Origin of the sequence: Roseovarius atlanticus (assembly GCF_019802205.1) — a bacterium.
Lineage (GTDB): Bacteria > Pseudomonadota > Alphaproteobacteria > Rhodobacterales > Rhodobacteraceae > Roseovarius > Roseovarius atlanticus_A.
Genome location: NZ_JAHVHQ010000003.1, coordinates 714,703 through 735,124 on the forward strand (window position 1 = coordinate 714,703; position 20,422 = coordinate 735,124).

The window sequence follows — 20,422 nt, forward strand, 5'->3', positions numbered from 1 at the left end:
CGAGGCAGAGCGATGATTACCAAGGGACTGGCCCTGGCGGGCGGGCTGTGCTGTGCACTGGCCGCGTCGCAATTTCCCGAGTTTTCTCAGCAGTATAAGCAGCGTCTTTCGGGTGCTGTGGATGAATTGGCATGGGTGGTGGAGCGGTTCGATGCGGATGCCGCGGCGCTGGGCCTGAGCCGGGACGCGGCGCTGAGCGAGCTTGCGCGCGGAACGGCCATGGCGCAGGCCCGCAGCGAGAGCATGGGGCAGGTGCTGATCCGGCATGAGCGGTTGTCTGCCCATCTGGAGCAGCTCGGCACGACCAACTCGGTCAGCGCGGCGCTGATCGGGTGGCAGTACCTGGACCCCGAACTGGTGCAGAAGACCTGGGGCGATTTCGAGCCCGCGGTGCCTGCGACAGTGGCGGGAGCCGGGTTTGGCCTGGGCGGGTTCCTGGCGGGGTATACGCTGATCGGGATGCTGCTGGGTGGGCTGGGCCAGATGGTGCGGCGCAGGCCGGTGGCGACGCCGGCGGAGTAGGGGACGCGAAAATTCAGACGGTTCAACCCGGGAACGGTGCGGTCAAGACAAACACCAGCCGCGCGATTGCCAGACCGCGGGATGGCGAACCCAGCGGTGTTCAATGCACTTTATGTTTGCCACATCCGGAAAACCTCGGATCGAAGCACCAACGTTGCCCAATCGCCAGCCCGTCCGGGCGGTCTGGCGATCGCGCGGCGGCCTTCGGCCTTGATTCCGCGCGGGACCTGGCTCTCCCGTTGGGTTCGTTCACGAAACCGGGGTTGACCTTATCCCGGCACCGGATACACCGCAGAGACGCATAACCTATCCAGAGGTCCCCATCGTGGCAGTTCAGCCCAAGCCGTTTTCCGCCTTCGAGACGATGATCGCGTGGCGCTACCTGCGGGCCAAGCGGGCCGAGGGCGGGGTCAGCGTGATGACGTGGATCAGCCTGATCGGCATCACGCTGGCGGTGTTCGCGCTGATCGCGACGCTGGCGGTGCGGGCCGGGTTCCGGGCGGAGTTCGTGGACACGATCCTGGGATCGAACGCGCATGTGACGGTCTACAACGCCGGAACGATTGACCAGGAGACGGGCCGCATCGACCGGCAGATCGGCGATTACGAGGCGATGGCCGAGCGGTTGCGGCAGGTCGAGGGCGTCACGCGGGCTGCGCCGCTGATCAAGAACCAAGTCCTGGCCAGCGTGCGTGACCGCAACGCGGGCGTCGAGGTGCGGGGGATCACGCTGGAGGACCTGAAGGGCCTGCCACGGATCGCGGACCCCGAGACCTCGCAGGGCGATATCGACGATTTCGTGCAGGACTCGGCCGAGACGGGCGTCTTTCCCATCGCCATCGGGTCGGGCGTGGCCAGCACGCTGGGGATCGGCGTGGGCGACAAGATCAAGGTGATCAACCCCACCGGCAACCGCACCGCGCTGGGGACCAGCCCGCGGGTGAATGCCTATGACGTGGTCTATGTCTTCAGCGCGGGGCGGTACGACATCGACAAGGTGCGCGTGTACCTGCCGTTCGAGGAGGCGCAGAGTTTTTTCAACAGCGAGGGCAAGGCGGACGAGATCGAGGTGATGATCGAGGAGCCCGAGAGGGTCAACGAGATGTCGCTGGACCTGTTGCGCGCCGCCGGGGAGAACACGCAGATCTGGACCTGGCGGGATTCCAGCAGCGGCTTTCTGCGGGCGCTGGAAGTGGAGGACAACGTGATGTTCATCATCCTCTCGATCCTCGTGCTGATCGCGGCGATGAACATCACCAGCGGTCTGATCATGCTGGTCAAGAACAAGGGGCGGGACATCGGCATCCTGCGCACGATGGGGCTGACCGAGGGATCTGTCCTGCGCGTGTTCTTCATGTGCGGCGCCTTTATCGGCATCATCGGCACGGTGATGGGCACGGTTCTGGGCTGTCTCTTTGCAATCTATATCGACCAGATATTCGGCATCCTGGACAGTTTCAGCGATCAGCCGATCTGGACGCCGGACACGCGGGGGATCTATTTCCTGCCCGCCAAGCTGGAGTTCGGGGACGTGATGAGCGCGGTGGGCCTGTCGCTGTTCCTGAGCTTCGTTGTGACGATTTTCCCGGCCCGGCGGGCGGCGCGGATGAACCCGGTGGAGGCGCTGCGCTATGAGTGAGGCGATGCTGAGGCTGGCGGGGGTCGAGAAGGCCTATAACAAGGGCAAGGCCAACGAGGTGAGTGTGCTGTCGGGCATCGACCTGACGATCGGCGCGGGCGAGATGGTGGCGTTGGTGGCGCCCTCGGGGGCGGGCAAGTCGACGCTGTTGCATATCGCGGGTCTGCTGGATACCGCCGACGCCGGCACGGTCGAGATCGGCGGCGAGGACATGGTGGGTCGGTCGGACCGCCGGCGCACGATCATGCGGCGGCAGGAGGTGGGGTTCGTCTACCAGTTTCACCATCTTTTGCCGGAGTTCACGGCCGAGGAGAACATCGTGCTGCCGCAGCTGGCCGACGGGATCGGCCGCAAGGTGGCCGAGGCGCGGGCGACCGAATTGCTGACGCAGGTCGGTATTGCCGACCGGGCGGGGCATCGACCGAGCGCGATGTCGGGCGGCGAGCAGCAGCGGGTGGCGTTCTGCCGGGCGCTGGCCAATTCGCCTCGGTTGCTGCTGGCGGACGAGCCGACGGGCAACCTTGATCCGGGCACGTCGGACCAGGTCTTTGCCGCGCTTGTCGAGCTGGTGCGGGGCACCGGGCTGGCGGCGCTGATCGCGACGCATAATCTGGAGCTTGCGGCGCGGATGGACCGGGTTGTGAAGTTGGAGAACGGTCGGATCGTGGTGGGGTGAAACCCCACCCTACGTGAGCGAAAACGGGGGGGGGGTGCCATGCAGGTATCGCTGGACGAGATCGAGGCGACGGCGAAGGCGGCCCTGGTATTGCATGGCGCCGAGGACTGGATCGCGGGCGAGGTCGCGGCGGCGGTGCGCGAGGCGGAAGGGCTGGGGAACCGGATCTGCGGGCTTTACTACCTGGAAAGCTATTGCCGGCAATTGCAGACCGGGCGCGTCAAGGGGGACGCGGTGCCCGAGGTGCGCAGGCCGCGGCCCGGCGTGGTCGAGGTGGATGCGAAGTTCGGCTTTGCCCAGGCGGCGTTTGCCAGGGCGTTGCCGGAAGCTGTGCGCGCTGCGAGGGAGATGGGCACGATCAGCCTGGCGGTCTGTCACGCGCATACCTGCACAAGCCTGGGTTATTTCACGGCGCAGTTCGCGCGGGCCGGGTTCATCGTGCTGGGCATGACCAATGCGACCCCGGTGGTGGCGCCGCCGGGCGGCAAATCCCGCGTGATCGGCACCAACCCGATTTCCTTTGCGGTGCCGGATGGCAAGGGCGGCGTGGCGATGCTGTTCGATCAGTCCACCACCACGGTCGCGCTGGGCAAGATCACCATGGCCAAGGCGGCGGGCGAGCCGATCCCCGAAGGCTGGGCCGTCGATGCCGAGGGCAGGCCCACCACCGATCCCGAGGCGGCGCTGAAGGGCTCTCTGGTCAGCATGGGCGGCTACAAGGGCTGGGGGTTCGGCCTGATGGCGGAACTATTGGCGGCGGGCATGACGGGCAGTCGCGCGGGCGTGGACCTGGGGCCGCTGAAGGCGCCCGAGGGCGATCCGCATGATATCGGGGATTTTTACCTGATCATGGATCCGGACGTGTCGGGCGGGGCGTTTTTCGACCGGGTCCGCCAAGTGTCCGAAGCGGTGCAGCGGGACGAGGGCGCGCGGATGCCGGGGCAGGCGCGCGCGGTCAGCGATCCGGTGACGGTCGACCCGAATGCATGGGCGCTGGCGCAGCGGCTGGCGGGCGCGGATTAGCCGGAGCAGGTGGCGCGCAGCATGTCCATCGCGGGGGCGCGGCGGTCGTAGGACGCCTCGATGATGGCACGGCTTTGCGACGGGGTGCAATCGGCCAACCGGATGTTGCGACCGCGCTTGAGCGCCAGTGTCACGTCATAAAGGTCGTACTGGTCGAGTTCGGCGAAGCTGGCGGCACTGAAATGGGACGGCACCAGGTCGGCCGGGTCGGGCTCTTCGTAATCCTGTGCAAGCGCCGCGCTGGCAAGAATGGCGCAGAGGGCTGTCATGGTGAGGACGCGGTGCATCAAAAGGCTCCTGTTGTCTGACACCGGGAATATAGGGCGCGGACACCGAAAACAGAAGAGCGGTTTCAGCCTGTCAGGTCGCAGGTGTCGTCGGGAGCGGCCCGGGCGCCGGGGGGCGGCAGCCGGTCCAGTTCCGGGGCGCAGGGCAGGGCGGCGCTGTGGGCGTCGGGGCCGGTGAGGGCCATCACAAGCAGGCTGGCGCCGAGGCGCAGGACAGGTTTCCAAGCAAAGGCGAGAGGCGGTGGCATGGGCGGCGTGTCCTTCGTGGTTTCGGCAGGTGCAGATGGGTCGGCGGCGAGGTCGGAGGGGTTCAATCGCCGAACGGGGTCATCCGAGGCTCACGCAAGGGTGACTTGGTGCGTGCGGGCGGGGCGTCGGACGGCGCGGTGTCGCTGCTTTACCGTGAATTGCCACAGAGCGCGTGGCAGGCCAGTGGCGCCTCGTGGAGCTGGCAGGTGTCGCAAAGCGTGCCGCCCACCGATCTGGCGCGCAAGGGCGGCGACGACCGCAACCTGGCGCTTTACTTCGTGTTTCTGCCCGAGGCCGAGGCCGAGCGCGTGCAGGGCAGCCGCGTGAGCCGGCTTTTGTCGAACGACGCTGTGCGGGTGCTGGTCTATGTCTGGGGTGGCGCGCACGCGCGGTGCGCGGTGCTGAACAGCCCCTATCTGGGCGCGCGGGGCAAGACGGTGGTGCTGTGCGGCGCGGGCACGGGCGAGGCGCGTGAAAGCGTCGATCTGGCGTCTGATTACGCCCGTGCGTTCGGCGGAAAGCCGACGTCGCTGGTGGGCTTGGCTGTGTCCAGAGACAGTGATGACACTGACAGCATGATCCAGGCCCGGATCTCGGGGTTGCATATGCGCTAGAGCACAGGGGAAGCGGGAACGGCGCCTGCATGATCCATATCAAGGTGCGCGTGCCCGAATCGGTGCATACTGGCCAATGTACGCCGTTTGAGTCGTGCCGGAGCACAAATTCCGGGCGCGGAGCGCGGCGGCGCCAAACGCCCGGAGGAGCGCATGAAAATGTTCGGTTTGCAGAAGGTTTCGGCCAGACACCTGCGGCTGAGCGGGGCGGTTGCAAGTCTGGTCCTTGGCGCGGTGCCGGTTCTGGCGGAGGGGAACGCCGGGGCGGGTGCCGCGCTTTATGCGCAGCATTGCGTCAGTTGCCACGGGCCGGAGGCGGATGGCCGGGGCCCGATGCGCGAGGTGCTGCTGGTGCAGCCTTCGGACCTGACGACGCTGACCGCGCGCCATGGCGGCGCCTTTCCCGTCGAGCGGGTGGCGCAGCGGATCGACGGGCGCGACCCGCTGGTGGCGCACGGATCCAGCATGCCGGTCTATGGCGATTTCTTCGATACGACCGGGCAGGTGGCGGTGCGCACGGGGGCGGGTCAGCCGGTCATGGTGTCGCAGCCGGTGGCCGATCTGATCGTCTTCCTGGAAAGCTTGCAGGCGGAGTGACGTGGCCCGCGTTTGATGCGGGGGCGATGCGGGCTATCTCCTGCGCAAAGGAGTTTTTCCATGACCCGTTTTCTGTGCCTTGTCGTGGCGGTTTTCCTGATGGCCCTGCCGGCCCGCGCGGATGATGCGGCGCGGCAGGTGATCTCGGACCAGCTGGATGCGTTTCAGCAGGACGATTTCGACACCGCCTTCACCCATGCGAGCCCGATGATCCAGGGCATCTTCGGCTCGTCCGAGCGGTTCGGGCAGATGGTGCGCAACGGCTATCCGATGGTCTGGCGGCCTGCGGAGGTCGAGTTCCTGGGCGAGCGGGACGAAGGCGATGCGCTGATGCAGGACGTTCTGATCCGGGGCGCGGACGGGGTGTATCACGAGCTGGAATACGAGATGATCCAGGGTCCCGGCGGCTGGAAGATCAACGGCGTGCGTCTCAAGCGCACCGGCGAGGGGCTGGCCTGAGCGCGGCATTCCCCGAGACCGGCTGACGGGGCGGTGCTTCCCGCAAGAAACGGGTCGTGCCGGATTTGCGGTCGTGCCAGCAAGGGGCATGACCATAAGCCCTTCGATATCCGCGGCCTCGGCCCTGATGCTGCTGTCGCTGGCCGCCGTCTGGGGCGGGTCGTTCTTTTTCGCCGAAATCGCACTGGCCGAGGTGCCGCCCCTGACCATCGCGCTGCACCGGGTTTTCTGGGCGGTACCGATCCTGTTGGCCGTCGTGTGCGTGCTGGGGCTGCAGTTGCCGCGCGCGCCGGGGGTGTGGGCCGCGTACCTGGTGATGGGGGCGCTGAACAACGCGATCCCGTTCTCGCTGATCTTCTGGGCGCAGGTGGAGCTGCAAAGCGGCCTGGCGTCGATCCTGAACGGCACGACGGCGGTCTTCGGCGCGGTGGTCGCGGGACTGCTGTTGCGCGACGAGCCGCTGTTGCCGCGCAAGATCGTGGGGGCGTTGCTGGGGCTGGCGGGCGTGGCGGCGATCATGGGGCCGGACCTGCTGCGCGGGGTGGATTTGCGCAACCTTGCGCAGTTGGCGGTGCTTGGAGGGGCGCTGAGCTATGCGTTGGCGAGCGTCTGGGCCAAGCGGGCGCTGGCGGGTCAGCCGCCGCAGGTGAATGCGCTGGGGATGCTGATGGGATCGAGCCTGCTGATGCTGCCAGTGGCGCTATGGAGCGACGGGGTGCCGCGCCTTGACCTGTCGGGTCATGTCTGGGCGGCGCTCTTGTCGGTTGCGGCATTGTCGACGGCGCTGGCCTACCTGCTGTACTTTGCCATCCTGCGGCGGGCGGGGGCGGCGAACCTGATGCTGGTGACGCTGATGATCCCGCCCTTTGCGGCGGGGCTTGGCGCGGCCTTCCTGGGCGAGCGGCTGGGGCCTGCGGCCTGGGGCGGCTTCGGCCTGATCGCGCTGGGGCTGTTGGTGACGGACGGGCGGGTGCTGCGGCGGGGGTGATCGATGTCACGGCGGCCGGGGACGGCCTTGGGCCATCGTGTCACGTGGTGTGCGGCATGCCGCCTGCGCGGTGCCACGTCCAGGGCCGAGGCTTGAGAAACCGGCGTGGGATGCCCATCTGGAAGGCCATCAGATTGGTTACAGGAGGACTGCCCGATGAAATGCCCGGTTGACGGAGAAACGCTGGTGATCACCGATCGCGCCGGTGTCGAGATCGACTATTGCCCGCAATGCCGCGGGGTGTGGCTGGACCGGGGTGAGCTGGACAAGATCATCGAGCGGACCACCCCCGAGGCGCCGGATGCCCGCGTGTGGCAGGCCGACAGTCGCCCCGAGAAGCGCAAGAAGCGCGGCGGGTTCCTGGAAGACCTGTTCGACTTCTGACGGTGCAGGGCGCCCGTGCGGCACATCTTTTGGGTGTCGTGCGTCGGATTGTGATAGGCTGGGCTCGCACGTGATCTGCCGTGCGGGCCCATTCTGTCAAGGCAAGGTGATATTTCATATGTTTTCAGGGCCTTCGACTGTGTACCCAAAACACAAGGAAGACCCATGATGAACGCGAGATCTTTTTTCCTGGCCATTGCCATGGCCTGTGGGGCGCCCGCCGCCCTGGTGGCGCAGGACGAGGCGCGGACCCAAACGGTGCGCTTCGCCGCAGGCACGTCCGGCACGACGATCACCGACAGGATCACCGGGTATGAAAGCGTGCTTTACACCCTGGGCGCAGAGGCCGGACAGCGGATGCAGGTGCGGCTGGAGCCATCGAACCTGGCCACGTATTTCAACGTCTATGCCCCCGGCAAGGGGCCGGGTGACGAGGCGATTGCCAATGCCGGGACGATGGGCGCGATGGTGCCCGACCTGAACCAGTTCGACGGGGTGCTGCCTGCGTCGGGGACCTACACGATCTCGGTCTACATGATGCGCAGTGCCGCACGGCGCGAGGAAGTGTCGGAGTACAAGCTTTCCATCAGCATCGAAGGCGCGACGGAGGACGTGGTTCGCAACGACTATGCCGACGGGCTGCAGGGCGGGCCGGATTTCTACCGCGTGGCGACCTCGGGCGGTGGCGTGCTGAACCTGCGTGCCGAGCCTTCGGGCGGTGCAGCCGTGGTGTCGACGCTGAACAACGGGCAGAACCTTCGCAACCTGGGGTGCCGGATGGAAGAGGCGCGGCGCTGGTGCCGGGTGGCGACGCTGGCCGATCCGGGGGTCGAGGGATGGGCCGCGGGCGACTACCTGGTGGAGGGCAGCGACGATCCCGCAGCAGGCACGACCGGGGCGACGAGCGGCGCGGCTGCGCAGACCACGGACATGCCGGATGCCGCCGCGCAGGCCTGCCTGAACGCGGTGACGGAAGAGACGGGCAACGCCGACGTGGTGCTGCTGAGTTCGACGTTTTCCGAGGCCGGTACCGAGGTGATCGTGGGCGTTGGGCCGGGGCAGGCGCCGTGGCAATGCATCGCCTATCGCGATGGCTCGACCACGCGGCCCATGTCGCTGACCGACGAGGGGGCGCTCTGACGGGAAATCCCGGCGCGACAAAGGCCTAGCACCTGCCGCGCGCTCTTTGTAGGGTCCGGGCAGGAGGGCTTTCGTATGCACAAGATCATCGCGCTTTGGGCGCATCCCCGCTCGATGTCCACGGCGACGGAACGGATCATGCGCGAACGCGGCGATCTGGACGTGCTGCACGAGCCGTTCATGTACGACTATTACGTGGGCCAGGGGCGTGACTTTCCCGGCTTCGAGCCGGTGCCCGGGCATCCGACCACCTATGAGGGCATCTGCGACATGCTGCGGGAACGGGCCGAGAGCGGGCCGGTCTTTTTCAAGGACATGGCGTTCTACGTCGTGCCGCGGATGCTGGACGACCGCGACATGCTGCGCCGGATCACGCATGTGTTCCTGGTGCGTCCCCCGGTGGCGTCGCTTCTGAGCTATCACAAGCTGGACCCGGATTTCACGCGCGAGGAAGTCGGTATCGAGGCGCAATGGCAGCTTTACCAGGCGGCGGAGGACGCGGGCCTGTCGCCGGTGGTGATCGAGGCCGAGGCGGTGCGGGCCGACCCCAAGGGCATCATGCGCGCGCTCTGGGCCCGGATCGGGCTGGACTATTCCGAGGCCGCGTTCAACTGGCAGGCGCCGCCCGAGGACTGGGAGCATGTCAGCGCCTGGCACGAAGAGGCCAGCACGTCATCGGGCATCCGCACGGCGGACCCCGAAGAGATGCTGCGCAAGGAAATGGAATTCGAGGCGCTGGTCGAGACCGCGCCGCATCTGCGGGACTACCTGCACCATCATGCGCCTTATTTCCGAAAGCTGTCGGACCGGGCGCTGCGGGTCTGAAGCGACACCGCCCGCCCCGGAGCCATCGCGGGGCGGGCGGCGCATCCTGCGTTCAGTGACTTACTGCAACTTCTCGACGATGTTGCCGGCGAACGCGTCAACCATCGCGGTGTAGAATTCCATGCTGCCGGGGGTGAGCAGCATGATATCCGCGCCCGCCGGCAGCAGGACGGCGGCCTGCTCGGCGCTGACGGTCAGCGTGTAGGCCTCGTCATACTCGGAGCCGGCCCGTTCGATGATGACGTCGCCGGTGATCCGCGAATCGGCGAGATTGGCCGCGTTCTCGAAGGACGAGGCCAGTTCGACCGAGGTGATGTCGATCATGACATCGGCACCGTCCTCGCCCTCGGGGGCGATCTGGTTGGCCAGTCGGACGGCGAGGGTGTTTTGCAGGTCGGCGGGCAGGTTGGCCCAGACACTGGCGGCGGTGGCGTTCTGGATGGAGCTCAGGTCCGCCTCGACGGAAATGTCGGACACGGCGGTTTCTGCGGCGGTCGCGGCGAGCGGCAGGGACAGCACGGCTGCCAGCGCGGTGGTTCTGAGAAACGATTTCATCATTCAACTCCTTCTTTGCGAACGTCGGGTGGCCCCGTGGCGCACCCCTCCAGGCGTTCGGCGACATAACCGCGTTTCGGCATGGCCGGTTCCCGCGCAGGTCAAAAATCGGCGGAAACGTGCCGTCGTGATCCGGTGCGCGGCCAGGAAACCGTGGCGAGCGCCGTCGCGGGGCAAAGCCGAGGGCCCGCCTGTGCCGGGGCAGGAGCAGGTGATCGAGGGCGTGCGGGTGCGGCCGGTGGATACGATCTCGTTTTGAGGCGGGGCTGTGCTAGGATTGGGTCAGGAGGAATCGCCCATGTTGAAGATCGAGGCCGGGGCCACGTGCCAGACCGTCGTGACCACGTTCGAATGCTCGCCCGGAACCTGTGCGGATTTGCTGGAGGCGCTGGAGGCGGCCTATGCGGAGTTCATCTCGAAACAGGCAGGGTTCATCGCCGCGGGGCTGCATGTGAACGACGCCCAGACGCGGATCGCCAATTACTCGCAATGGGACAGCCGAGAGGATTTCCAGGCGATGCTGCGGAGTGGGGAGATGCGGCGGCGGAACCGGGAGTTCGCGGCCCTGTGCTCGCGGTTCGAGCCGGTGATGTACGAGGTGGCGGGGGTGTTTTGAGGGCGGTGAACGAAATCTTGAAAAGATTTCGATCCGCTTTCTTTTCAAGAAAGCGATTGGCTCGTGGTTATCCACGTGACGGGCGCACGATTGCAGAAGATTATGATCTGGCCAGCGTTCTTTGCCGCCTGGTAGCCGCGCCGGTCAATTTCCTGAAGAAAGCGTTCCATCCCGGCAAACCGTTCGATATCGCGTGCTTTGCGCCGGATGACGCCTCCTTGCTGCACGGCTTTCGAGGAGAAAAGGTCATTGAGCCATATTTCGGGCGACAAGGGCGAGCTTGGGTTCTGCATGAAGTGTAATGTGGCGCATGGTGAGTTAGCATTCGGTTAACTCCGCTTCTTCCGCTTCACATTCCCACCCCGCTGCCCAGGTCGGCCAGCCGTCGACCGGCCCTGTGACTTCGTGGCGGCGTCCGACGCCGCCTCGACCGCCGATTGACGGGCCAGGGGGTCGTCGTGGACGGCGAGGTCGACGGCCTCGAGGCGCTTGACCTCGTCGCGCAGGCGGGCGGCTTCTTCGAATTCGAGGTTCTCGGCGGCCTTGCGCATCTCGGTGCGCAACCCGTCGAGATGGGCCTGGAGGTTGGCGCCGACGAGGGGCTTGTCGACCTTGGCCGTGACGCGGTTCATGTCGACGTCCCCCTGGTAGAGACCGGCGAGAATATCCTCGACATTTTTCCTGATTGTTTCAGGGGTTATGCCGTGTTCTTCATTATAGGCGATCTGCTTTTCGCGGCGGCGGTTGGTCTCGCCGATGGCGCGTTCCATGCTGCCGGTCATGCGGTCGGCATACATGATCACGCGGCCCTCGGCGTTGCGCGCGGCGCGGCCGATGGTCTGGATCAGCGAGGTCTCGGAGCGCAGGAAGCCTTCCTTGTCCGCATCGAGAATGGCGACGAGGCCGCATTCGGGGATGTCGAGCCCCTCGCGCAAGAGGTTGATGCCGATCAGGACGTCGAAGGCGCCGAGGCGCAGGTCACGAAGAATCTCAATCCTTTCAATGGTATCGATATCGGAGTGCATGTAGCGCACGCGGATGCCCTGTTCGTGCAGGTACTCGGTCAGGTCCTCGGCCATGCGCTTGGTCAGCGTGGTCACCAGCGTGCGGTAGCCGGCCTGCGAGACCTTGCGCACCTCGTCCAGCAGGTCGTCGACCTGCATCTCGACCGGGCGGATTTCGACCTGCGGATCCAGCAGGCCGGTGGGGCGGATGACCTGTTCGGTGAAGACGCCGCCGGTCTGCTCGATCTCCCACTTCGCCGGGGTAGCGGAGACAAATACCGATTGCGGGCGCATGGCGTCCCATTCCTCGAACTTGAGGGGGCGGTTGTCCATGCAGCTGGGCAGGCGGAAGCCGTGTTCGGCCAGCGTGAACTTGCGCCGGTAGTCGCCCTTGTACATGCCGCCGATCTGGGGGACGGAGACGTGGGATTCATCCGCGAAAACAATGGCATGGTCGGGGATGAACTCGAAGAGCGTGGGGGGCGGCTCGCCCGGGGCGCGGCCCGTGAGATAGCGTGAATAGTTCTCGATGCCGTTGCAGACGCCGGTCGCTTCCAGCATTTCGAGGTCGAAATTGGTGCGTTGCTCCAGCCGCTGGGCCTCGAGCAGTTTGCCCTCGCCGACAAGCTGGTCGAGGCGGGTGCGCAGTTCTTTCTTGATGCCGATGATGGCCTGCTGCATCGTCGGTTTCGGCGTCACGTAGTGCGAGTTGGCGTAGACGCGGATCTGGTCGAAACTGCCGGTTTTCTCGCCCGTCAGGGGGTCGAATTCGGTAATGGATTCAAGTTCTTCACCGAAGAAGCTCAACTTCCATGCGCGGTCTTCCAGGTGGGCGGGGAAGATTTCGAGTGAATCCCCGCGCACCCGGAAGGAGCCGCGCTGGAAGGCCTGGTCGTTGCGGCGGTATTGCTGGGCCACCAGATCGGCCATGACGGCGCGCTGGTCGTAGTCGGAGCCGACCTTGAGGTCCTGCGTCATGGCGCCGTAGGTCTCGACGCTGCCGATGCCGTAGATGCAGGAGACCGAGGCCACGATGATCACGTCGTCGCGTTCCAGAAGCGCGCGGGTGGCGGAGTGGCGCATCCGGTCGATCTGTTCGTTGATCTGGGATTCCTTCTCGATATAGGTGTCCGAGCGCGGCACGTAGGCCTCGGGCTGGTAGTAGTCGTAATAGCTGACGAAATACTCGACCGCGTTGTTGGGGAAGAAGTTCTTGAACTCGCCGTAGAGCTGGGCCGCGAGGGTCTTGTTGGGGGCGAGGATGATGGCGGGGCGCTGGGTTTCCTCGATCACCGATGCCATGGTGTAGGTCTTGCCGGTGCCGGTGGCGCCCAGAAGGACCTGGTCGCGTTCGCCGTCGTCGACGCCCGCCGACAGCTCGGCAATCGCCTTGGGCTGGTCGCCGGCGGGCGAGAACTCGGTTACCATCTCGAACCGTTTGCCGCCCTCGAGCTTCTCGCGCGCCTTCACGTCGGGGGCGGGGGCGTGCATGAGGGCGGTGGACTTGTCGGAATGGGCGTAGGGCATGGGGCGAATCCTCGAGACTTGCCCTAGAGTTGTTGCCTGCGCGCCCGAGTTCAAGGCGGGCCGGGTGCGGTGCCCGCAATGATGACGGGTTTTGTCAGGGGCAAGCGTCGGGATTCGAGTATTTTCAGCAAGAAAAAGCCGGGGGGCGTGCGCAAATGGCCTCTTGTGACATGAGGGGCGCTTGGGGTAATCGGGGAGACAAGACCAGAATGGAGAGACGCCATGCCAGCACGTATCTACCAGCCCGCGCGGACTGCCACTCAATCGGGGCAGGGCAACAGCAATTCCTGGGTGCTGGAGCATGTGAACGAGTCCGGGCGCGACGTCGATCCGCTGATGGGCTGGACCAGTTCGTCGGACACGCAGGCGCAGGTCAAGCTGCGCTTTGCCAGCAAGGAGGCGGCGCTGGAATACGCCAAGGAGCACGGCATCGACGTGGTCGTGGCCGAGCCGCACAAGCGCAAGCCCAACATCCGCAAGGGCGGCTATGGCGAGAATTTCGCCACCAATCGCCGGGGCGCCTGGACCCACTGAGGCGGTTGCACCGGCTGCGCCGGAGAGCGGGCCGGTGACGGACGGACCCTACAAGGCAGAACTGTTGCGGGCGGTCGAGGCCGCCTATGACGCGTTCGGGCGCGGGCATGTGAGTGCGCAGCTCGAGGTGTGCCTGTGCCCTGTCTGCATGACCGAGGCGGCGCGCAAGGCGATCATCGCTACGCGGAATGACCGGCTGAGCGTGGCGCAGATCCGCGATTATTCCCACTCGGCGCATGGGGTGCCGGCGGATATGGGCGACTTCAGGCTGTTCCTGCCGCGCTACCTGGAGATCATGGCCGAGGACGGGTTGGTCGATGACATCGGCGTGGGCACGGAACTCTTGCGGTTCGGGGATGCGGTGCGGGCGAACCCGGGGCTGTTCACCTTGGACGAGCGCGCGGTTCTGGACGCGTGGGCGCGGGCGATGATGTGGCATTTCGCATGGGCCGACACCACAGAGGAGGGGGCGGTTTGCACCCCCTCGGCGCTGCTGGAGACGTTGCTGTGCGGCGGCTGGGCGCTGGAGGTGCTGACCGGGGCGTTGGACGCGATCTTCGATCACCCGGAGCTGGGCAAGCCCGGCCTGTTGGCGCTTGGGGCCGCCGTGATGCGGCGGCCGAGGCGGAAACATGGAAAGCTTGCCCCGGACTGGTTCGCGCTGCGCTATTGCGGCGCGGCGGAGCGCGAGGGGTTGATCGCCTGGTTGAACGCGGTGGCGGCGTCGGACGGGGTTCTGGACCTGGCGACGGGCGATGCGGAGGCGGCGCTGTGGGTTCAGAGTTTTGCCGCGTCCGCGGGGCAGTTCGATGCGGCGTTGCTGCCCGCGCGGGACTGAGAGGTAGGAGGCGGACGGGCGGCAAGCCCTGTCGGTTTGTCTCTGCTATCCCGCGAGAGGCGCGCGACGGGGGCGGCCGGGGCCATTTCCTGCGCAGGAAATGGGCCGGAAAATGCGCATTTTCCGGTGGCGGCAGGTGGCGTGCGACGCCGCCCTTGCGGCGGGGGTGGCAAGGACCTAGAGCTTTGGATCATGTGGCGTGGCCTGATCCTGATCTGCTGCCTGGTCGCCGCGCCGATGGCGCGGGCGCATCCGCATGTCTTCGTCAACGTGACGCTGACACTCGAGACCGATGCCGAGGGGCGCGTCGACGCGATCGAGGTGACCTGGGTCTACGATCCGCTGTTCACCATGCTGGTGCTGAGCGACCGGGGGCTGGATCCGGATGCCGATCTTGTTCTGACGGAAGAGGAAAAAGCCCTTTTGCTGGGGTTCGACCTCGAGGACTGGCCCGAGGGGTTCGACGGGGCGCTATTTGCCCATGACGCGGAGGGCGCGCTGGAGCTTGGACCGGCCGAGGCGCTGTCGGTCGGGATGCGGGACGGCGCGCTGGTGACGCGGCATCGGCGACCCGTGGAGGCGCTGGAGCTCGATCCGGGCGAGATGCTGCGGCTGGAGCCGTATGACCCCTATTACTATGCGTCGTTGAGCCTTGTGGGGGTGGAAGGCTTGCCCGAGGGTTGCACGGCGCGGATCGTGCCGCCGGATACCGACGCCGCCGATGCGCGGGTGGACGAGATGGGCAACAGCGACGACGAGATGTTCTTCGAGGAGGCCAAGGTCGGCGTCCACTATGCCTTTGCCGCCGAGGTGACATGCGCGGGGTCGTGACGGCGCTTGGCCTTGGCGTGATGGCGCTGGCGGTCTGGCTGTGGGGCTTTGGCGGTGCGTCCGCGTTGCAGGCCTGGGCGCTGGACGGGCAGCGCGAGGTGCAGCAGGCGATGGCGGGTTACCTGCAAAAGCTGCGGGCCGGAGAGGCCGGGGCGCTGGTGGGTCTTTGGGGCATCTGTTTCGCCTACGGGTTCTTTCACGCGGCGGGGCCGGGGCATGGCAAGCTGCTGATCGGCGGCTATGGCGTGGGGCGGGCGGTGCCGGTCAAGCGGCTGGTGGGCCTGGCGCTGGCATCGAGCCTGGCGCAGGCGGCGGCGGCGGTGCTGCTGGTCTATGCGGGGCTTTACGCGCTGGGGCTGGGGCGCGAGGCGGTGACGGGGCTGGCGGACCGGACGCTGGCGGCGGTGAGCTATGGCGCGACCGCGCTGGTGGGGTTGTGGCTGGTTCTGCGCGGGGCGATGAAGCTGTGGCGGGCGCGGGGGCACGGCCGGGGGCATTCACAAGCTCATGACCACACACATGATCACGGTGACGGTGTCTGCTCGACCTGCGGGCATCGGCACGGGCCGAGCGTGGAGGAAGCGGCCAATGTGCATGGCTGGCGGGAGGCGGCCGCGCTGGTGGGCGCGGTGGCGATCCGGCCCTGTACCGGGGCGCTGTTCCTGCTGATCCTGACATGGCGCTTCGGGATCGATCTGGCGGGCATCGCCGGCGCCTTCATCATGGGGCTGGGCACGGCGAGCGTGACCATGGTGGTGGCGGTGGCCGCAGTCAGCCTTCGGACAGGCGTTCTGGCGCGGCTGGCGACGGGCGGGGCGGGGGCCAAGGCCCTGCCGGTGATCGAAATGGCCGCCGGGGCGCTGATCGCCGTAGTGTCGCTGCAACTGGTGGCGGCGGTGCTGTAGGCCGCCGTTGCGCCATGAGTATTTTCGGCAAGAAAAAGCGGGGCGGTGCGCGGAACGTGGCGGGCCGGTCGAAAGGGGTTTTGCCGGGGCGGGAAAGCCTCTAATGGCTGTGCCATGAGCGGGGGGATGACATATCGCGAGCACGGGCGCGCCGCGCTGAAGCTGGGGCTGCCGCTGGTGGGCAGCCACCTGGCGCAGATGGCGATCACGCTGACCGACGCGCTGATGCTGGGCTGGTACTCGGTCGAGGCGCTGGCGGCAGAGGTGCTGGGCGGGACTCTGTTTTTCGTGCTGTTCATTTTCGGTTCCGGCTTTGCCTGGGCGGTGATGCCGCTGGTGGCGGCGGCGCAAGGTGCCGGGGACGAGACGCAGGTGCGGCGGGTGACGCGGATGGGAGGCTGGGCCTCGGTGCTGTTTGCCGCCTGCGCGTTGCCGGCGATGCTGTGGTCGGGGCCGCTTTTCGTGGCGACGGGGCAGGAGGCGGGAACCGCCGCACTGGCTGGAGAGTATGCCGAGATCGTGGGGTTCGCGCTGTTTCCGGCCCTGCTGGTGATGGTGTTGAAATCGCACCTGGCGGCGCTGGAACGCACGCAGGTCGTGCTGTGGGTCACGGTGGGGGCCGTGGGGCTGAACGTGGTGGTGAACTACGCGCTCATCTTCGGCAATTGGGGCGCGCCGGAGCTGGGGGTGCGCGGGGCCGCGGTGGCCTCGCTGGTGGTGACCAGTGCCAGTTTCGTGGCGCTGGCGGTCTATGCCGCGAAGGTGACGCCGGAACACGCCCTGTTTTCCCGGGTCTGGCGACCGGATCGGGAGGCGTTCGAGCAGGTCTTCCGCCTGGGCTGGCCGATCGGGATCACCAGCCTGGCCGAGGTGGGGCTGTTCGCGGCCTCGACGGTGATGATGGGCTGGCTGGGCACGATCGCGCTGGCCGCGCACGGGATCGCGCTGCAGGTGAGTTCGCTGACCTTCATGGTGCATGTGGGGTTGAGCAATGCAGCCACGATCCGGGCGGGCAACGCGTTCGGGCGCGGGGACGGGCCGGGATTGCGGGACGGCGCGAAGGTGGTTCTGGCATTGTCGGGCCTCTTTGCCCTGGTCACGGTGGTGCTGTTCCTGGCGGTGCCCGAGCCGATGATCGCGGCGTTCCTGAACCCCGATGAGCCCGACCGGGCGGCGGTGATCGCCGTGGGCGTGGGCCTGTTGGCGGCGGCGGCGCTGTTTCAGCTGGTGGACGCCGCGCAGGTGATGGCATTGGGCCTTTTGCGAGGCGTGCAGGACACGCGGGTGCCGATGTGGATCGCCGCGGTCAGCTATTGGGTCGTCGGCGTGCCGGTCAGTTACGCCATGGGGTTCTGGCTGGGCTGGGGCGGCGTGGGCATCTGGCTGGGGCTGGCGGTGGGGCTGGCGCTGGCGGGCGTGTTCCTGATGTGGCGGTTCTGGTGGTGGTCGGCGCGCAACGTGGCGGCGCGGGTCTTGCAAGAAGATGCCGAACCCGCTAGGTGAGCGCCCTGCGGTCGCAGCCTACCCGCGTTAAAAAACAAGGACCAAATCTATGGATACGATCGTGATCTGCTCTGGCGGGCTTGATTCCGTGTCGCTGGCCCACAAGGTGGCGGGCGAGGGCACGCTGCGAGGGCTTTTGTCCTTCGACTACGGCCAGAGGCATGTGAAGGAAGTGGAATTTGCCGCGGCCTGTGCGCGCCGTCTGGGCGTGCCGCACAAGGTTGTGGACATCTCGGGCGTGGGCGCGGCGCTGGGTGGCTCGGCGCTGACCGATGATGTCGAGGTGCCGGACGGGCATTACGCGGAAGAGACGATGAAGATCACCATCGTGCCCAACCGCAACGCGATCATGCTGGCCATCGCGTTCGGCATGGCCGCCGCCGAGAAGGCCGAGGCGGTGGCGGCCGCTGTCCACGGCGGGGATCATTTCATATACCCCGATTGCCGGCCCGGCTTTGTCGAGGCGTTCCAGGCGATGCAGGACGAGGCGCTGGAGGGCGTGGCCGAGGTGCAGCTGTATACGCCGTTCCTGACCGGGTCGAAGGCCGATATCGTGACCGAGGGCGCGAAGTGGGGAACGCCCTTTGCCGAGACATGGTCGTGCTACAAGGGTGGGGACGTGCATTGCGGGCGCTGCGGCACCTGCGTGGAGCGGCGCGAGGCGTTTCACCTGGCCGGGGTCGCGGACCCGACCGCCTATGCCGATGCGCAGTTCTGGAAAGCGGCGACGGGGGTGGCGTGATGTACACGATCACCAAGGAGTTCCACTTTTCGGCCAGCCACCAGTTGCACGGGCTGCCCGAGGACCATCAATGCGCGCGGCTGCATGGGCACAATTATGTGGTCGTGATCGAGTTGCGGGCCGAGGCGTTGAACGCGCACGGGTTCGTGCGGGACTACCACGATCTGTGCGCGTTCAAGCGGTATGTCGACGAGACGCTGGATCACCGGCACCTGAACGACGTGCTGGGAGACGATTGCGTGACCGCCGAGCGGCTCGCGAAACATTTTCACGACTGGTGCCATGCGCGCTGGCCGGAAGTCACTGCTGCGAAGGTCAGCGAGACCCCGAAGACATGGGCGGAGTATCGGCCGTGAGCGACAAGCGCCTCATTCGCGTGTCCGAGATTTTCGGGCCGACGATCCAGGGCGAGGGCGCGCTGATCGGGCAGCCGACGGTGTTCGTGCGCACGGGGGGCTGTGATTTCCGGTGCTCGTGGTGCGACAGCATGCACGCGGTGGACAACGACCATCGCGACACGTGGAAGCCGATGACGCCCGAGGCGATCATGGAGGAGGTGGCGCGCCTGTCGGGGGGCACGCCGATCCTGATCACGCTGTCGGGCGGCAATCCGGCGATCCAGCCGATGGCGGAGCTGATCCGTCTGGGGCAGGAACAGGGGTGCTATTTTGCCATGGAAACGCAAGGGTCGGTCGTGCGCGGCTGGTTCGAGGCGCTGGACATGCTGGTGCTGTCGCCCAAGCCGCCGTCGAGCGGGATGGTGACGGACTGGGGGCTGGTGGCGGAATGCGTCGAGGCGGGGCAAGGCACGCAGACGGTGCTGAAGCTGGTCGTGTTCGACGAGGCGGATTTCGTCTATGCGCGCGAGGCGGCGGCGATGTTTCCGCAATTGCCGGTCTACCTGCAGCCGGGCAACCATACGCCCCCGCCGCCCGATGACGACACGGCGACGGTTGACCGCGAGGGGCTGGAGGCGCGGATGCGCTGGCTGGTGGATCGGGTGACGGAAGAAAAGTGGTATGACGCACGGGTGCTGCCGCAGTTGCACGTGACCCTGTGGGGCAACATGCGCGGGGTCTGACGGAGGACGGAATGGCGGAAGATATCTACAGCAATCTCAAACAGTTGGGCGGTGATACGAAAGTGCCGCAAAGCCCCGAGGAGGCCGAGCTGGAGCGGGTCGAGAACCCGCAGGCCGACGTGGCCTATAACGTGCGGTTCACCGCGCCGGAGTTCACCTCGCTCTGCCCGATGACCGGCCAGCCGGATTTCGCGCACTTGGTCATCGATTACGTGCCGGGGCGGTGGCTGGTGGAAAGCAAGTCGCTGAAGCTGTACCTGACGAGCTTTCGCAATCATGGCGCGTTCCACGAGGATTGCACGATCTCGATCGCGCGGCGGCTGGTGGCGTTCCTGGAGCCGCAATGGCTGCGGATCGGAGGGTACTGGTATCCGCGCGGGGGGATTCCGATCGACGTCTTCTGGCAGACCGGCGAGATGCCGCAGGGGGTCTGGGTGCCGGATCAGGGCGTGCCGCCCTATCGCGGCCGGGGCTGAAACGAGAAACCCCACATTCTTCGTCCGAAGAATGTGGGGCGAGAAAATTCGCAGAATTTTCTGGCGCTTAGCAGGGGCGCGTCACGTAGCCACCACGACCGTCCGCATAGGCGCATTGGTTGGTGCGCTGGTTGCGGGCAATGAGCGCGCCGGCGGCGGCACCTGCTGCGGCGGTAACCACGGTCCAGCCGGCGTTGGCGTCGAATGCCTGTGCCGCGATGGCGCCGGCACCGGCACCGATCAGAGCGCCTTGCTCTTCATTGGTCAAGTTGTCGCAGGCCGTCACTGTCAGGGCGGCCGCGGTCGCGAGGGCTGTAATCTGTTTTTTCATGGGTCCTCTTCCTTTTTGCTGTACCCTTAACGAGCTTAGGGCCTTAGGGTTCCATGTCAGGTCACATCATTTTCAT

27 protein-coding genes are annotated in these 20,422 nt (G+C 66.5%); 22 read left to right on the forward strand and 5 right to left on the reverse strand.

Features of this window, described 5'->3' with window-relative positions:
- Window positions 1–12 precede the first annotated feature (12 nt).
- The 4 genes from KUV49_RS09320 (at window position 13) to KUV49_RS09335 (ending at window position 3,860) form a co-directional block, all read left to right on the forward strand.
- Entirely contained in the window at window positions 13–522 is a 510-nt protein-coding gene (locus KUV49_RS09320; RefSeq protein WP_222449703.1) for a DUF2937 family protein, read from the forward strand.
- A 325-nt stretch (window positions 523–847) separates the two neighbouring features.
- The gene (locus tag KUV49_RS09325) at window positions 848–2,161 is read left to right on the forward strand and encodes a lipoprotein-releasing ABC transporter permease subunit (RefSeq protein ID WP_315899492.1); all 1,314 of its coding nucleotides are present in this window, start codon (window positions 848–850) and stop codon (window positions 2,159–2,161) included.
- Window positions 2,154–2,837 carry an ABC transporter ATP-binding protein gene (locus KUV49_RS09330; RefSeq protein WP_222449704.1) on the forward strand — a complete coding sequence of 228 codons (684 nt, stop codon included), beginning with the start codon at window positions 2,154–2,156 and terminating at the stop codon, window positions 2,835–2,837. The genes KUV49_RS09325 and KUV49_RS09330 overlap by 8 nt, the downstream gene beginning before the upstream one ends.
- A 39-nt stretch (window positions 2,838–2,876) precedes the next feature.
- Window positions 2,877–3,860, forward strand: coding sequence for an Ldh family oxidoreductase (locus tag KUV49_RS09335; RefSeq protein WP_222449705.1), 984 nt, complete (start codon window positions 2,877–2,879; stop codon window positions 3,858–3,860).
- Here the strand turns inward: KUV49_RS09335 and KUV49_RS09340 are convergent.
- The gene (locus KUV49_RS09340) at window positions 3,857–4,147 is read right to left on the reverse strand and encodes a hypothetical protein (RefSeq protein ID WP_222449706.1); all 291 of its coding nucleotides are present in this window, start codon (window positions 4,145–4,147) and stop codon (window positions 3,857–3,859) included. The genes KUV49_RS09335 and KUV49_RS09340 overlap by 4 nt on opposite strands.
- A gap of 65 nt (window positions 4,148–4,212) precedes the next feature.
- Window positions 4,213–4,395, reverse strand: coding sequence for a hypothetical protein (locus tag KUV49_RS09345; RefSeq protein ID WP_222451046.1), 183 nt, complete (start codon window positions 4,393–4,395; stop codon window positions 4,213–4,215).
- 108 nt (window positions 4,396–4,503) lie between these two features.
- On the opposite strand from KUV49_RS09345, the gene KUV49_RS09350 reads away from it, so the two are divergent.
- From KUV49_RS09350 to KUV49_RS09380, 7 genes are all read left to right on the forward strand, one after another.
- Window positions 4,504–5,010, forward strand: a complete 507-nt coding sequence (locus tag KUV49_RS09350) for a DUF3047 domain-containing protein (RefSeq protein WP_315899493.1) — start codon at window positions 4,504–4,506, stop codon at window positions 5,008–5,010.
- A gap of 153 nt (window positions 5,011–5,163) precedes the next feature.
- Window positions 5,164–5,607 (forward strand): c-type cytochrome, encoded by a 444-nt coding sequence (locus KUV49_RS09355; protein WP_261391123.1) that lies wholly within the window; start codon window positions 5,164–5,166, stop codon window positions 5,605–5,607.
- A gap of 60 nt (window positions 5,608–5,667) precedes the next feature.
- Window positions 5,668–6,066 (forward strand): DUF4864 domain-containing protein, encoded by a 399-nt coding sequence (locus KUV49_RS09360; RefSeq protein ID WP_222449707.1) that lies wholly within the window; start codon window positions 5,668–5,670, stop codon window positions 6,064–6,066.
- A gap of 88 nt (window positions 6,067–6,154) precedes the next feature.
- Window positions 6,155–7,054 (forward strand): DMT family transporter, encoded by a 900-nt coding sequence (locus KUV49_RS09365; protein WP_222449708.1) that lies wholly within the window; start codon window positions 6,155–6,157, stop codon window positions 7,052–7,054.
- A gap of 156 nt (window positions 7,055–7,210) precedes the next feature.
- Window positions 7,211–7,438 (forward strand): zf-TFIIB domain-containing protein, encoded by a 228-nt coding sequence (locus tag KUV49_RS09370; RefSeq protein WP_152491944.1) that lies wholly within the window; start codon window positions 7,211–7,213, stop codon window positions 7,436–7,438.
- A gap of 168 nt (window positions 7,439–7,606) precedes the next feature.
- Entirely contained in the window at window positions 7,607–8,578 is a 972-nt protein-coding gene (locus KUV49_RS09375; RefSeq protein WP_222449709.1) for an SH3 domain-containing protein, read from the forward strand.
- A gap of 75 nt (window positions 8,579–8,653) precedes the next feature.
- Window positions 8,654–9,403: a hypothetical protein gene (locus KUV49_RS09380; RefSeq protein WP_222449710.1), complete on the forward strand. Its 750-nt coding sequence runs from the start codon at window positions 8,654–8,656 to the stop codon at window positions 9,401–9,403.
- Window positions 9,404–9,463: 60 nt separating this feature from the next.
- On the opposite strand, the gene KUV49_RS09385 is transcribed toward KUV49_RS09380, so the two are convergent.
- The gene (locus tag KUV49_RS09385; protein WP_222449711.1) at window positions 9,464–9,958 is read right to left on the reverse strand and encodes a hypothetical protein; all 495 of its coding nucleotides are present in this window, start codon (window positions 9,956–9,958) and stop codon (window positions 9,464–9,466) included.
- Window positions 9,959–10,256: 298 nt separating this feature from the next.
- On the opposite strand from KUV49_RS09385, the gene KUV49_RS09390 reads away from it, so the two are divergent.
- A complete protein-coding gene (locus tag KUV49_RS09390) occupies window positions 10,257–10,574 on the forward strand; it encodes an antibiotic biosynthesis monooxygenase family protein (protein ID WP_222449712.1) in 318 nt (105 codons plus the stop codon).
- Between the two features lie 5 nt (window positions 10,575–10,579).
- Window positions 10,580–10,876, forward strand: a complete 297-nt coding sequence (locus tag KUV49_RS21645) for a hypothetical protein (protein ID WP_222449713.1) — start codon at window positions 10,580–10,582, stop codon at window positions 10,874–10,876.
- Between the two features lie 27 nt (window positions 10,877–10,903).
- On the opposite strand, the gene uvrB is transcribed toward KUV49_RS21645, so the two are convergent.
- Window positions 10,904–13,105, reverse strand: a complete 2,202-nt coding sequence (uvrB, locus tag KUV49_RS09400; RefSeq protein ID WP_315899494.1) for an excinuclease ABC subunit UvrB — start codon at window positions 13,103–13,105, stop codon at window positions 10,904–10,906.
- Between the two features lie 222 nt (window positions 13,106–13,327).
- Here uvrB and KUV49_RS09405 point away from each other — a divergent pair, with 222 nt between their 5' ends.
- The 9 genes from KUV49_RS09405 (at window position 13,328) to queF (ending at window position 20,015) form a co-directional block, all read left to right on the forward strand.
- Window positions 13,328–13,639 (forward strand): ETC complex I subunit, encoded by a 312-nt coding sequence (locus KUV49_RS09405; protein WP_152495949.1) that lies wholly within the window; start codon window positions 13,328–13,330, stop codon window positions 13,637–13,639.
- A 34-nt stretch (window positions 13,640–13,673) separates the two neighbouring features.
- Complete coding sequence (locus KUV49_RS09410) at window positions 13,674–14,477, forward strand: hypothetical protein (RefSeq protein ID WP_222449714.1); 804 nt, start codon at window positions 13,674–13,676, stop codon at window positions 14,475–14,477.
- A 192-nt stretch (window positions 14,478–14,669) separates the two neighbouring features.
- Window positions 14,670–15,308 (forward strand): DUF1007 family protein, encoded by a 639-nt coding sequence (locus KUV49_RS09415; protein WP_222449715.1) that lies wholly within the window; start codon window positions 14,670–14,672, stop codon window positions 15,306–15,308.
- Window positions 15,293–16,213, forward strand: coding sequence for a nickel/cobalt transporter (locus KUV49_RS09420; RefSeq protein WP_222449716.1), 921 nt, complete (start codon window positions 15,293–15,295; stop codon window positions 16,211–16,213). The genes KUV49_RS09415 and KUV49_RS09420 overlap by 16 nt, the downstream gene beginning before the upstream one ends.
- A 114-nt stretch (window positions 16,214–16,327) precedes the next feature.
- Window positions 16,328–17,716, forward strand: coding sequence for an MATE family efflux transporter (locus KUV49_RS09425; protein ID WP_222449717.1), 1,389 nt, complete (start codon window positions 16,328–16,330; stop codon window positions 17,714–17,716).
- A 49-nt stretch (window positions 17,717–17,765) separates the two neighbouring features.
- Complete coding sequence (gene queC / locus KUV49_RS09430) at window positions 17,766–18,458, forward strand: 7-cyano-7-deazaguanine synthase QueC (RefSeq protein WP_222449718.1); 693 nt, start codon at window positions 17,766–17,768, stop codon at window positions 18,456–18,458.
- Window positions 18,458–18,814: a 6-pyruvoyl trahydropterin synthase family protein gene (locus KUV49_RS09435; protein WP_222449719.1), complete on the forward strand. Its 357-nt coding sequence runs from the start codon at window positions 18,458–18,460 to the stop codon at window positions 18,812–18,814. Before queC ends, KUV49_RS09435 begins: the two co-directional genes overlap by 1 nt.
- Complete coding sequence (gene queE, locus KUV49_RS09440; protein ID WP_315899496.1) at window positions 18,811–19,539, forward strand: 7-carboxy-7-deazaguanine synthase QueE; 729 nt, start codon at window positions 18,811–18,813, stop codon at window positions 19,537–19,539. The genes KUV49_RS09435 and queE overlap by 4 nt, the downstream gene beginning before the upstream one ends.
- Window positions 19,540–19,550: 11 nt before the next feature.
- Window positions 19,551–20,015, forward strand: a complete 465-nt coding sequence (gene queF / locus KUV49_RS09445; protein ID WP_222449721.1) for a preQ(1) synthase — start codon at window positions 19,551–19,553, stop codon at window positions 20,013–20,015.
- Window positions 20,016–20,082: 67 nt separating this feature from the next.
- Here the strand turns inward: queF and KUV49_RS09450 are convergent, their stop codons facing one another.
- Window positions 20,083–20,346 (reverse strand): glycine zipper 2TM domain-containing protein, encoded by a 264-nt coding sequence (locus KUV49_RS09450; RefSeq protein WP_222449722.1) that lies wholly within the window; start codon window positions 20,344–20,346, stop codon window positions 20,083–20,085.
- Window positions 20,347–20,422 lie beyond the last annotated feature (76 nt).